Source organism: Puia dinghuensis (genome assembly GCF_014642875.1).
GTDB lineage: Bacteria > Bacteroidota > Bacteroidia > Chitinophagales > Chitinophagaceae > Puia > Puia dinghuensis.
The window spans coordinates 835,926-848,193 of sequence record NZ_BMJC01000004.1; the positions used below are offsets into that span (position 1 = coordinate 835,926).

General features: G+C 53.3%; 11 protein-coding genes. 6 read left to right on the plus strand and 5 right to left on the minus strand.

Annotation, left to right across the window (positions count from 1 at the left end; all coding sequences use genetic code 11):
* Positions 1 to 157: 157 nt before the first annotated feature.
* Positions 158 to 559 (minus strand): alternative ribosome rescue aminoacyl-tRNA hydrolase ArfB, encoded by a 402-nt coding sequence (arfB, locus tag IEY39_RS21500; RefSeq protein WP_188935505.1) that lies wholly within the window; start codon positions 557 to 559, stop codon positions 158 to 160.
* Between the two features lie 99 nt (positions 560 to 658).
* Between arfB and IEY39_RS21505 the strand changes: the two genes are divergently transcribed.
* Positions 659 to 3,229 carry a glycosyltransferase family protein gene (locus IEY39_RS21505; RefSeq protein ID WP_188935507.1) on the plus strand — a complete coding sequence of 857 codons (2,571 nt, stop codon included), beginning with the start codon at positions 659 to 661 and terminating at the stop codon, positions 3,227 to 3,229.
* Positions 3,175 to 3,636: a D-aminoacyl-tRNA deacylase gene (dtd, locus tag IEY39_RS21510; protein WP_188935509.1), complete on the plus strand. Its 462-nt coding sequence runs from the start codon at positions 3,175 to 3,177 to the stop codon at positions 3,634 to 3,636. The genes IEY39_RS21505 and dtd overlap by 55 nt, the downstream gene beginning before the upstream one ends.
* A gap of 36 nt (positions 3,637 to 3,672) precedes the next feature.
* Here dtd and IEY39_RS21515 read toward each other — a convergent pair whose 3' ends face one another.
* Together IEY39_RS21515 and IEY39_RS21520 are read right to left on the minus strand one after the other, a co-directional pair.
* Entirely contained in the window at positions 3,673 to 4,350 is a 678-nt protein-coding gene (locus IEY39_RS21515; RefSeq protein WP_188935511.1) for a response regulator transcription factor, read from the minus strand.
* 71 nt (positions 4,351 to 4,421) lie between these two features.
* Entirely contained in the window at positions 4,422 to 4,844 is a 423-nt protein-coding gene (locus IEY39_RS21520) for a DUF5684 domain-containing protein (protein ID WP_188935513.1), read from the minus strand.
* 64 nt (positions 4,845 to 4,908) lie between these two features.
* Here IEY39_RS21520 and IEY39_RS21525 point away from each other — a divergent pair, with 64 nt between their 5' ends.
* The 3 genes from IEY39_RS21525 to IEY39_RS21535 all read left to right on the plus strand — a co-directional run bounded on the left by IEY39_RS21525 (position 4,909) and on the right by IEY39_RS21535 (position 7,111).
* Entirely contained in the window at positions 4,909 to 5,271 is a 363-nt protein-coding gene (locus tag IEY39_RS21525) for a nucleotide pyrophosphohydrolase (protein ID WP_229689018.1), read from the plus strand.
* A 14-nt stretch (positions 5,272 to 5,285) separates the two neighbouring features.
* Positions 5,286 to 6,728 carry a glycine--tRNA ligase gene (locus tag IEY39_RS21530; RefSeq protein ID WP_188935516.1) on the plus strand — a complete coding sequence of 481 codons (1,443 nt, stop codon included), beginning with the start codon at positions 5,286 to 5,288 and terminating at the stop codon, positions 6,726 to 6,728.
* A gap of 86 nt (positions 6,729 to 6,814) precedes the next feature.
* A complete protein-coding gene (locus IEY39_RS21535) occupies positions 6,815 to 7,111 on the plus strand; it encodes a hypothetical protein (protein WP_188935518.1) in 297 nt (98 codons plus the stop codon).
* A 2-nt stretch (positions 7,112 to 7,113) separates the two neighbouring features.
* Here the strand turns inward: IEY39_RS21535 and IEY39_RS21540 are convergent, their stop codons facing one another.
* Together IEY39_RS21540 and IEY39_RS21545 are read right to left on the minus strand one after the other, a co-directional pair.
* Positions 7,114 to 7,854: a ferredoxin--NADP reductase gene (locus IEY39_RS21540; protein ID WP_188935520.1), complete on the minus strand. Its 741-nt coding sequence runs from the start codon at positions 7,852 to 7,854 to the stop codon at positions 7,114 to 7,116.
* A 37-nt stretch (positions 7,855 to 7,891) separates the two neighbouring features.
* Positions 7,892 to 11,752, minus strand: coding sequence for a S8 family serine peptidase (locus IEY39_RS21545; RefSeq protein ID WP_188935522.1), 3,861 nt, complete (start codon positions 11,750 to 11,752; stop codon positions 7,892 to 7,894).
* 36 nt (positions 11,753 to 11,788) lie between these two features.
* On the opposite strand from IEY39_RS21545, the gene IEY39_RS21550 reads away from it, so the two are divergent.
* Positions 11,789 to 12,226 (plus strand): peptidase associated/transthyretin-like domain-containing protein, encoded by a 438-nt coding sequence (locus IEY39_RS21550; RefSeq protein ID WP_188935524.1) that lies wholly within the window; start codon positions 11,789 to 11,791, stop codon positions 12,224 to 12,226.
* Positions 12,227 to 12,268 lie beyond the last annotated feature (42 nt).

Consider the following 12,268-nt stretch of genomic DNA (forward strand, 5'->3'; position numbering starts at 1 on the left):
AGAATGTTGGAAATAATTTGCAAACCCCCAAACCCCCCTCTACCCTGATCAAATACCTTCAGACCATTAAACATTCGTGAGGTTACCAGCAGCAATCCCGTCGACAGGTCGGGATTTGCTGTTCTGGTAGTGGCCCGGACCCCGGGCCATATTACGATCAATCATCTCCACGGACCCGCCGCCGGCCAGCCTTCACCTCGCTTTGCCGCTTTTTCTGCCCCATCCGCCGCTCCTTCGATGCCGCCGAAGGCTTCGTGGCAATCCGCCGCTTCTGTTTCTTTAGTCCCGATTCGATCAGCGCATGCATTTTCCTGATCACCTCCGCCTTATTACCCAGCTGCGTACGGTGCACCTGCGACCGCACCTGCAAAAAGCCATCAGCATTGATCCGTGAAGCCAGTTTCGTCTCCAGCAGCCCCTTTTCATCATCCGTGAGCAGCGCCGAATCCCGGATAGAGAAATACCCCTCCACCATAGTCTCCACTTTATTCACATTCTGCCCGCCTTTTCCCCCGCTGCGGGCCGTCCGGAAAATAATTTCTTTTGTAAGTTCGATCATAGTTAAAGATAGTTTAAATTCGGCCGCGGCAAGACCATCATGGTCCATGAATTGCACTACATTGTTTGTCACATCAGCCGTCATTTTTCATAAATTAGCATGAAAAAATTAAGTAAGGACTTGTTCAGGAGCAGCCTCCCGCACCTCATCGCCATCGTTGTGTTCGTGGTGGTGGCAGTGGTCTATTGCAGGCCTGCTTATGAGAACAAGGTTCTCGAACAGGAAGATGTGCTACAGTGGCAGGGTATGGCCCACAACTCCTTTAAATACAAGGAAACACATGGCCATTTCCCCTTATGGAGCAACGGCATGTTCAGCGGCATGCCCGCCTACCAGATCGCCATGGACTCTCAGTCGGTGAGCATCCCCAATCTCTTTTACAGCCTCCTTACCCTGTATCTGAAAAAGCCCGCAAGCTTCTTCTTCCTGGCCTGCATCTGCTTCTACTTCCTGTGCGGGGTGTTGCGGGTGCATCCTTCCATCGGCATCATCGGCGGACTTGCTTACGCCTATGCCACCTACAATGCCGTCATCGTAGCCGTCGGCCATGATACAAAAATGCAGTCCATCGCCCTGTTGCCGGGCATCATCGGGTCGTTGATCCTCATCTGCGAGCGGAAATATTGGCTCGGCATCGTCCTGACCAGTCTCTTCACCGCCCTGATGGTCTCCTTCAATCACATGCAGATCGTCTATTACACGATGATCATCGCCGGGGGACTCTTCCTGGGCTATGCCATCTCCTGGATTCGCCATAGGGAATACCGCCGCCTGGTCCGCACGCTGGCCCTGGTGATGGGCGCCACCCTCATCGGCATCCTTTCCAACGCGGTCAACCTCTTCACCACCTTCGATTCCTCCCAGGAAACGATCCGTGGCGGCAGCGAGCTGGCCGATGGCAAGGGCAACTACACCCACGACGGACTCGGCGAACAAGCCGCCTTTGACTTTAGCATGTATAAGCTGGAGCCCTTTGTCATGTTCATCCCCGATATCTATGGCGGCAGCACCGACCTCCAGCTCCCGCCCGACCGGTCACGGGCCGCCCGGGTCCTTCAAAAATTACCACCCCGGCTGGCTGCGCAAATAGGTGAAAGCGGTCCCCGCTATTATTGGGGTGGGGTAGGGGAATTGTTCTCAGGCCCGCCCTATGTCGGCGCTATCATCATCCTGCTGGCGCTGGCTGGTTTCTTTATCCTCGACAACAAACATAAATGGTGGATCCTGGCGGTTTGCATCGCCACCATTGTCATGAGCTGGGGGGGCTATTTCCCGGCATTCAACCGCTTCCTGCTGCGCTATCTCCCCATGTACAACAAATTCCGGGCGCCAAGCATGATCCTCGTCGTCCCTACCTTCCTCTTCTGTATGATGGCCGTCCTCACCCTGCAGGAGATCGTACAGGCGGAGAACAGGCCGGCGCTCTGGCGTCGCTATGTCCGGGGGTTGTTGTTCATAGCAGGCATCTTTATATTGCTGGCCGGGCTCTATTTTCGTTTTGACTACGCCAGTGAATACGACGCCGGGCTGCTAAAGAAAGCCGCTACCCTGGGCGATGGCGCGGTGCAGATGATCCAGACTTTCGTCACAGCCCTGCGCGGCGACCGCCAGCAGCTCTTCGCCCAATCGATCCTCCGTTCGCTGGGACTTGTCCTGGGCGCAGCTCTCGTCATCACCCTTTATATCCGCAGGATCATCCGGCCCGGTCTTTTACTGGCCATCATCGGCTGCCTGGCCTTTGCCGACGTCATCACCATCGACCTCAACTACCTCAACGACGACAACTATAAAGCACGGGATGATTACCAGCAGAATTTCGCCGCGACCAACGCCGACAGCACGATCATGGCGGACAAAGACTATTTCCGCGTCTTCGATCTCCGGGACAGCATGTCCAACACCCTCACCTATGGCGCGATGACAGCCTACTTCCATCAGTCCATCGGCGGCTATCACGCCGCCAGGCTGAAGATATACGAAGACCTCATCAGCCGCCAGTTGTTCAACTTCCCCCACTGCACTCCTGTCATCGATATGCTCAACACAAAGTATATCATCCGGCGCGCTACAGCCGGCGGTGACTCGATTGTGCAAAACAAAGCATCCCTCGGCCCGGTATGGTTCGTCCACGGGGTACAGTTCGAACCCACGGCAAAAGACGTGATGAACGCCCTCACCCAATTCGATCCCCATGGGAAGGCAATCCTATTCACCGCAGATAGTGCCAGGGTTTCCCCGCCCGATACCACAGCAGACGCACACGATACTGCGAAGATCATCCTCGTAAAGAATGACAACGATGAGATAACCTATCTTTCCCAATCCCATCACCGGCAATTTGCCGTCTTCAGCGAAGTCTATTACAGTCGTGGCTGGGGAGCCTGGATAGACGACAAGGAAGCGCCGATCATCCGCACCAATTACGTGTTACGGGGCCTTTCCATTCCACCCGGCCGCCATGTCATCCGCTTTTTCTTCCGCCCGTTGTCCTACTATCTGGGCCGCCAGATCCAATGGATGGCCTCCATCATCTTCCTCCTGATGGTAGTAGGCGCCACCATCGTCGGCATGCGGGAGAGCCCGTTTGCGCTTCGCAACGTATCTTCATCCGAAAAATGCGAGCCGTCATCCAGCGCGTATCCCACGCTTCCGTCACCATTGAAAGATTAGCAGGATTAGTCAGATCGGCCATCGGTAATGGACTGCTGGTGCTCGTCGGCATCGAAGATGCAGACACCGCCGGGGACATCGAATGGCTTTGCCAAAAGATCGTCAATCTTCGTATTTTCAACGACAGCGAAGGGATAATGAATCTTTCGGTCAAAGACACCGGCGGCGAGATACTCCTGGTAAGCCAGTTCACGCTGCATGCCTCCACGAAAAAAGGCAACCGCCCCTCCTATATCCGTGCCAGCAAACCGGACATCGCAATCCCCCTGTACGAACAGACCATCAAAACGCTCACCGCCCATTTGGGTAAACCGATCGGGACTGGCGAATTCGGCGCCGATATGAAAGTGGAATTGCTAAACGACGGACCGGTAACGATCCTCATCGACACGAAGAACAAGGAGTGACTCCGGGCGGCCGCAGCCCACTCCCGGGATGGCGGCTCAGCGAACTTCGAACTTGTAGCCCATTCCGTAGAGGCTCCGGATATAATCCCCACACCCCGCCTGATGCAGCTTCCGCTTCAGGTTCTTCATATGGGAATAGATGAAGTCGAGATTATCATAGCTCATTGCCTGCTCACCGGAGAGATGTTCAGCAATGGCATTCTTGGAAATAACGCGATTCTTGTTGGAAGCCAGGTATAGCAAGAGATCGTATTCCTTGCGCGTGAGATCGACCGGCTCCTGGTTTACCACCACCGTCTTACCCACGAGGTCTATTGTTAACTCGTTTAAAACCAGTGTCTTATTGCCCTCGAACCGCCGCCGCCTGATCACCGCCGCAATGCGCGCGTTCAGCTCAGGCAGATGAAAAGGCTTACTGAGATAGTCGTCGGCGCCAAGATTCAACCCGTCTATCTTGTCATCGATGGAGTTCCTCGCCGACAAAATAATGACCCCATCCGTCTTGTTATTGGCCTTCAGCTCTTTCAGCACCTTCAACCCATTGCCATCCGGCAGGGAAATATCCAACAAAATACAGTCGTAATCGAATAACTCTATCTTTTCCAGGGCCGTACGACAGTCGGGAGCCAGCTCGCAAAGATAGTTCTCCCCCTTCAGATAGCTTGCCATGCTCTGGGCAAGATCAATCTCGTCCTCGACGATCAGGATTTTCATCCGCAAAAATAAGGACTACATTCTGTAGAGATACTGGAGTCGCAGATTTGACTCCAGTATCGACCAGCAATTTATGCCGTAGCAGGCTTATCAAAATCAAAATCCGGATTCTGCGCTGCCTTGAAAGCCACCGGGTCGCCATAGGGTCCTATGTACCTTGCATCCCCAAAACCGAGGATCGGAAAGAAGACGATACCCAGAAGCACCAGGCCAACGGTAAAACCCTCATCTTTGCCAAAGCTTTTGGAAAGCATGTTATATGTCCAGATGATCCAGATCATATTCACATAAGGGATCAGGCACAGCACAAGCCACCACCCGGGCTTGCCGACGATCTTGAGCATAATGTAGAAATTGTAGAAAGGAATAATGGCAGCCCAACCCGGCTGTTTGGCTTTTTCAAAAACTTTCCACATGCCGACGATTTGAATGATCGCGATGGCCAGCCCAAAAACGAGAAAAATACCCAGGAACGAATAAGAGTAAGAAGACATAGGCTATATGTTTTTTTGGTGTCACCAAGATAACTTTGAATTTCAACATATGCAATACCCATATATGGTATACCCAACCACCCCCGCTCCTGATGGAGAAATATCGATCCGCCAGGCTCAGACCCTGATAGACGACTGGATCAAAACGACCGGCGTCCGTTATTTCAGCGAACTGACGAACATGGCTATCCTCACCGAAGAAGTAGGTGAAGTAGCTCGGCTGATGAGCCGCCTATACGGCGATCAGTCCTTCAAGCCCTCGGATAAGGACAAACAATTAGGCGACGAGCTCGCCGACGTCCTCTGGGTCCTTTGCTGCATCGCCAATCAGACCGGGGTCGACCTCACCGCCGCACTGCACAATAACTTCCTCAAAAAGAACATCCGCGACGGGCAGAGACACAAGGAAAACGAAAAGCTGAAATAATATATATTTGCCGAATGGCAAACGATACGAACAGGTTTCAGGCGATCATTTCACATTGTAAGGAATATGGCTTTATCTTCCCATCCAGCGAGATCTATGACGGGCTCAGCGCCGTATATGACTACGGTCAGTGGGGCAGCGAACTGAAAAAGAACATAAAAGACCACTGGTGGAAAAGCATGACACAGCTCAACGAGAACATCGTAGGTATCGACGCAGCCATTTTCATGCACCCCACCACCTGGAAAGCCAGCGGCCACGTAGATAGTTTCAGCGACCCGATGATCGACAATAAGGACAGCAAGAAACGCTATCGCGTCGACCATCTCATCGAAGCCCGCATCGACGAATTGGAGAAGGAGGGCAAGAAGCCCGAAGCCGATGCGCTCCAGGCCGAGATGGACCGGCTCCTTGCCGCCAGCGACCTCCCCGGGCTGAAAACGCTCATCGAAACGCAAAAAATAAAATGTGGCGTCAGCGGCACATCCAATTGGACGGATGTCCGCGATTTCAATCTTATGTTCTCTACCCAATTGGGTAGCGTCTCCGAAGACGCCAGCGAGATCTACCTCCGCCCCGAGACCGCCCAGGGCATCTTCGTCAACTTCCTCAATGTCCAGAAGACGGGCAGGATGAAGGTCCCCTTTGGCATCGCGCAGATCGGCAAGGCCTTCCGCAACGAGATCGTCGCCCGGCAATTCATCTTCCGCATGCGGGAGTTCGAACAGATGGAAATGCAATTCTTCATCCGCCCCGGCACAGAGAACGAATGGTACAACTATTGGAAAGAAGCCCGCATGAAATGGCATCTCGGCCTGGGCATCCCCGCCGAAAAATACCGGTTTCACGATCACGTCAAGCTCGCGCATTATGCAAAAGCGGCTTGCGACATCGAATACGAATTTCCCATCGGCTTCAAGGAAGTGGAAGGCATTCACTCCCGGGGCGATTTCGACTTGAAGAATCACCAGGAATACAGCAAAAAGAAGATGCAGTACTTCGACCCCGAGATCAACCAGAACTATATCCCCTACGTCATCGAAACCTCCATCGGTCTCGACCGGACAGTGCTGATGGTGCTTAGCGAAGCCTATGTGGAAGAAGACCTGAGCACTCCCGAAAAAGCGGATAGCCGCGTGGTCCTCCGATTCCCGCCCCGGCTGGCCCCCATCAAACTGGCGATCCTGCCGCTTACAAAAAAAGATGGTCTGCCCGAATTAGCCCGGGAGATCATGGAAGCCTGTAAGCCGAAGTTCAGATGCTTTTATGAAGAGAAGGACGCTATTGGAAAACGCTACCGGCGAATGGACGCCATCGGCACCCCTTTCTGCGTAACGGTAGACCACCAATCCAAAGAAGACGCGACGGTGACCATCCGTTATCGGGATAATATGCAACAAGAGCGCATCCCCATCAGCGAGGTGGCAGCCATCGTCAACCGGCAGCTCGAAGGATAAAAAAATGCGAAATTTTTAGGTATGAATAGATTATTTTATTATTATATTTGTCCGTCCTACCTTGAAACCAAAATTTTATAAGCACAATGCAACTCACCTTCGATCCAATCATTAACCCTATCATCCTCTTATTGGGAATCAGTGGCGGTGCTTTAGCGGGTTTTATCATCGGAAGGGGAAAATTGGCAAAAACAAGATCAACGATCCATCGACTGGAGTCCGACCTGTTCCACAGCAATCAGGAAACATTGGAAGCACAAAAAGCCTTGGTAGCCCTGGAATCGCGCCTGAATGACCAGTCTATCCCTGTCATCCCGATGAAGCTTAATCCCACAAAAGAAAACACCCCCAAAGACAAGACCTCCAAGTTGAAAGATCTATAAGATCACCCATACAACTCCTGGTGTATCGACTTCCTGTCATAACCAAGCGCCTGTATCCGCTGTTTGGCTTCATCGATCATGTTCTTCCATCCGCAAAGAAAGAAATTAGCAGGCCTCAGCGTTTCCCCCGTCCGGCACAACTCTTCATAAATAGGATGTACATACCCCGTCCTCAACAACGGATTATCCGGGTCTGGCTTCTCCCGTGAAAAGGTAGGAATATAGTGGAAACAGGGGATCTTCGCCGCCAGATCGGTCAGCTCCTGCCGGTAGAGAGCATCGTCGAAGGTCCTGCATCCAAAGATGAGATAGATGTTCCGGTGTGCGATATTACAGTTGAGAATATGATGACTCATGCTCCGGAAAGGCGCAACACCCGTACCGGTGCAGATAAAGAAAAGATCTTTTTCAATCGTCTCAGGCAGCGTAAAGATCCCCTGCGGCCCGCGTAAGGTCAACTCACTCCCAACCTTCACCTCGTTGAATAGATAAGTGGTACCCGCACCTCCTTCCAGCAACACGATGACAAGCTCGATCACATTGGTGCCGTCAGGCCAGGAGGCAATGGAATAGCTGCGCACCCGCTTATTAAGCTTCTCATGAATGGGCAGATCGAGCGTCACGAATTGTCCCGGCTTGAAATCGAACGACTCCAAAGCCGGCAACTGTATCCAGAACCTCCTGGTCTGTGACGCTTCCTGCTCAATGCGGATAACCTTGCCTGTTTGCCAGGGTTGCAGCATACTAATACATTTATGGCACCCCTAATATATCATTTTTCTAGTGATGAACCATAATCGAAGTAGTATATGTGCTGCTGCCATGATAGATCCTTAATGCATATATGCCCGATGCCAGGTAACCCACATTCACCTGTTGGTTGAATATGCCCGAGAAACCCGGGAAGGCCGCCTGATACACTTGCTGTCCAAGCGTATTGGTCAGGGTAACGTACGTATCTGCTGCAGTCGTGAAACCAAACTCCAATTGGAAGACTCCCGGATTGGGATTTGGTGCGATGGTCAACCCGATAGTGGTATTGGGGTCACCGGTTGGTGTAAACGGCAGCTTATTGGAAGTAAGGTTACAACCCGTTACTGCATCCGACACAACCGAATAGTATACACCCGGGAATTTAGCCAAAAGCGTATCACTGGTTCTGCCCACAAGCAACGAATCATCCAGGTACCATTGATTACCTGAAGTGGCGCTGCTGGTAAAGATATTACCCGAAAGCGATATCGTGGGCGATGGCTCGGTTGTCGCCACCACTGCCGTCCTTGGTCCGGGACATCCCGGCAGCCGGATACCGATATTATAGAACGGATAATAGAATTTATGCGAAAGGCTCACGCTGTCAGCCTTGCCATAGTCGCGGAAATCATTACCCGTAATGCTGAATACCCCCGGCAGCGTCACCGGATAGGGGTCCGTCTTGATATTCGCGTTCAGGAAGGCCGACGCATAGTTGGAGCAGTCGATGATAATGATATAATTACCCGGGTTCGGCACGGGAATATTCAACAGATAGGTCGCTCCCGTATCCGTATTGTCACCGGGCGCTACATTTATCTGCTGCGCAGTGTCGGGATGCTGTATAGTAGCATACACATCGATGGTAGTAGTGTATACGGGGAAATACGAATATTCACCCGTGCTGTTGTTAAGGCTGGCCAGCGTCGCCAGTGTAAAGGTCATCTTACCCGAATGCCCGATATACATCTTTGCGCTTTCGATGGTCAGCGGCACCCCGGTGGTAAACATCACGAAATTCCCGCCAAACCGGAAATAAGCCCCGCCTAACGTGCTGCTGGTGCTGGCAAACTGCATTTTGTTGGGTACTCCAGCCTTGAGCTTGAGTTCATTAAGCCCCAGGTAATAGGTCTTATTGCTCGTGATGTCGGTCGTGGTAGTATTGTTGCCGGCCGCTATCGGCGTATTGGAAGTCGGACTGTCATACCAGAAGGCAATGTCATCCCCGGTAGTCGCAGCATGAAGGACGACCGAAGTCGCATTGTTGCCGCAAAGAGTAGCTGCACCGGTGGTGCCGGAAGCCGCCGCATTTATCGTGACAGTGGTCGTATTCGCATCATTGGCCGGGTTCACATCACTGGCCAGGGCCGTCTTGCTCGCGAAAGTATAGCTGCTGCCCGCTACCGAAGCAAAAGGCGTATTGTAGGTAAAGACCACTTCCCCGCCCGCCGGGATACTATCCATACAGGTTGCAGTAAGCGTAGCTACAGTGTTGCCGCCACTGGTGATAACCGTCGACACCGGGATCCCGCTGGCCTGGGACACCGTGCCATAGTTGTGGATACGGATAGACACCAATTGCGAATCATTTGCGCAGGTGGTAAGCGTCGGATATTCCAGTGATTGGACCCCGACATCGTTGGCTGGATTGGTAAAGACAACCCGGAAATCCATCGTTCCACCCGCCGCATAGGTTCCACAGGGGGCGACAGAAGATGGCGTGGCCGTTTCATCGACAACGACTCGCATCCGCGCATAAGTACCCACCGTCACCGTAGTGGGAATAGCTATCGTTGGAGTGTACGTTCCCGGCGTGAGAACTCCGCTCAATGCCACCTGCTCACCCGCATCGGTAAAGCTGCCGTTGTTGTTAAAGTCGATATACACCGCAATCACCCTGTTATTGGTAGTACCATTGCAGCTGGCGTTGACAATGCTCATAGGCAGCGATTCGCCGGCCGGCAACGGAAAGGCGGTAGCACTGCTGCTATCGATGTTGGCAGGACAGGTGGTGGAGGTATTGGTCACCTTAACCCCGTTGACAGTAACCGAACTGACGCTTGCCCCGCCGGCGCTTGCCGCCGAAGTACAGGGCGCCGTACCGCCGCCGCCGCTGAGAAGCAGCGAATACACCTGTACGCCCCGTTGCAAAGTTCCCTTATGCGTGACAGCGACGGTGTAGGCCCTGCCCGGTATCAGGCTGTCGCTCAGCTCCACTTTCTCCACATTGTCCCGGATGTTGTCGCCTTTTGTCGCAGCAGCGCCGGGGTTGGATGGATTCAGTATCCAGGGCATATACACCTTCCCGGTGGTATTGTCCGTGATGCGGAGGTCGAGGTCATTGACAAGTTTGATCCCCGTATCTTTGAAGTTGTGGATTCCGGACGGGATAGTCACCGGCGCCCCTGGAGGATCCGTCCAGCAGAGCGTAGCCGTCACCGGCGTCTTGCCGGAAGCAGTCACGGTATAGGTCTGCGAAGCAGTGGTGCCGTTAAGCTGGCTTTCGATGACCCGCTGACTCTGATCGGTATTGTCCGAAGTAATGACACCAGCCGCCCGCTGCAGGTTGACAAGCCCCCAGCCAAAGATATAGTCCGGACCAGGTGCATTGCCCGCCTCATCCGCGGTATGGATCAGCAGCCCCTTGAGCGTGGAGCTCCGCATAAAAACCCCGCCATGCAGCTTTTGGTAATACTCCTGCAACAGGAAGGAAGAACCCGCCGTGGCTGGAGTCGCCATCGACGTGCCGCTAAAAATATCATATGCGTTGTCCGCCGTGCTGATGGAAGAAAGCACATTCACGCCGTCGGCAACCACGTCGGGCTTGATACGGCCGTCACCGGTAGGCCCCAGGCTGCTGAAACTCGCTATCACCACATCGGAAGACCGGGAATAGCCGCCCGGGATAGGATTGACAGCCCCGAGAGTAAGGATATTCTTCGAACAGCCATAGGTAGCAATAGTATTATAACCGGAATTATCGCTGATCCCCGTTGGCCGGTTGCCGGCATTGATAAATGTGCCGCTGGCATTCATCCGCCAGTAAGGCTGCCCCACTGCCGGCCCGGTCTCCCCGGGATTGTTACCACCCGCCTTGGCGATGAGGTAATAAGGCGCATTATAAGCAATGGAATCCCATATCTGTGCATCCTGGTCATATAGCCCGAATTTGATATCCACCGTGTCACCCGGGTTGCCCCAGAATTCCCAGCGGCTTTGCGAATCATCATAATACCAGCCGGCAATGTCCGCATAGGAGTGGTTGGACACCAGCAACCCCTTGCCCGCCGCGGCTGCCATCTCGGATGCATCATTATTAAAGTCATAACACTGCAGCAATTGCGCGCCAAACGACATGCCTTTGGCAAGGGGATTGACCCCGGCGGCGATCATCGTCCCCGAGACGTGCGTTGAGTGATCGCTAAGCGTAGTAGCGCCATCCACCTGGGTCACCCGTCCGGTAAGCTCGACATGCGTCGGCCGCACCAGGCCTTCATCCCAAACGGCGATCTTGCCCTTCATTACCGAGCTGCTGCCATTGAGGGCAAGCCCGGTGCTCCCCCCCGGCCAAAGGGTGTTGGTGCGAATGGTAGCGGCTGATATAATATTGTCGGCGGTGGTTACGTAATAAGGGAAACCCCGGCTGTCGATCCCCCGTAGATAGGCCAGACGGCCTTTCTTGTTCCGCAGGGTCAGCGGCCAGCCTTTTTGCAGGGCCGTCTGTGTGAGAATTTTTTCCATTGCAAGATGCTCGGCAGCAAGCCGTTGGCTGGCTTTTTGCAACTCTGTTTTGTTGGTCGTCACCTGAGCATCGGTAGTTAGTCCGGATAATACGAATAGGAGTAGGAGGGCGGATAAGAATAAGGACGGGATCCTGCTTTTATTCATAAAAGTTTTTTAAATCTTTCTAAAATTACAGTTTTTATGGACTTTCAAGCGGTTATTGTCGCTCTATGTCTGCTAGTAGGTGTTCAAACCCAGGGCATCGAAGGCGTCGCCCGCCGGCCCGCCGGTAACCATATGCCCTCCCCCCGCTATCACCCCGGCCTTCCGGCGGGGGTCAAAGCCACCATCTGCGTCTTTGGACTGACAAATGACACCCAGGTAATAAAGGCCGGCGCGGTCGGGTTATACCGCTCCATTCAAACCCGCCTCATCCGGCAGACGGATACCGACGACTCAGGTCGCTTTCGCATCCTCCTGCCGCCGGGAACCTACTCTGTTTTCACCAGGAAAGGCAATCTGTTCTACGCCACCCGTAGGGACGAAAAGAACAACATCGCGCCTGTAGAAGTACTACCCGGGAAGATGACCCGGGTGGAATGCAGTGTAGAGTCCGATCATAATACCGCCGTTTATTAATTAATATAAGATTTACGGTATTTCTTCCTCTTCGGTTGCCCC

Bases quoted from the DNA above. Each gene is read 5' to 3' on its own strand.
- IEY39_RS21525 (WP_229689018.1), top strand. From the start codon at position 4,909: ATGGTATACCCAACCACCCCCGCTCCTGATGGAGAAATATCGATCCGC.
- IEY39_RS21530 (WP_188935516.1), top strand. From the start codon at position 5,286: ATGGCAAACGATACGAACAGGTTTCAGGCGATCATTTCACATTGTAAG.
- dtd (WP_188935509.1), top strand. From the start codon at position 3,175: ATGCGAGCCGTCATCCAGCGCGTATCCCACGCTTCCGTCACCATTGAA.
- arfB (WP_188935505.1), bottom strand. From the start codon at position 559: ATGATCGAACTTACAAAAGAAATTATTTTCCGGACGGCCCGCAGCGGG.
- IEY39_RS21515 (WP_188935511.1), bottom strand. From the start codon at position 4,350: ATGAAAATCCTGATCGTCGAGGACGAGATTGATCTTGCCCAGAGCATG.
- IEY39_RS21535 (WP_188935518.1), top strand. From the start codon at position 6,815: ATGCAACTCACCTTCGATCCAATCATTAACCCTATCATCCTCTTATTG.
- IEY39_RS21540 (WP_188935520.1), bottom strand. From the start codon at position 7,854: ATGCTGCAACCCTGGCAAACAGGCAAGGTTATCCGCATTGAGCAGGAA.
- IEY39_RS21520 (WP_188935513.1), bottom strand. From the start codon at position 4,844: ATGTCTTCTTACTCTTATTCGTTCCTGGGTATTTTTCTCGTTTTTGGG.
- IEY39_RS21550 (WP_188935524.1), top strand. From the start codon at position 11,789: ATGGACTTTCAAGCGGTTATTGTCGCTCTATGTCTGCTAGTAGGTGTT.
- IEY39_RS21545 (WP_188935522.1), bottom strand. From the start codon at position 11,752: ATGAATAAAAGCAGGATCCCGTCCTTATTCTTATCCGCCCTCCTACTC.
- IEY39_RS21505 (WP_188935507.1), top strand. From the start codon at position 659: ATGAAAAAATTAAGTAAGGACTTGTTCAGGAGCAGCCTCCCGCACCTC.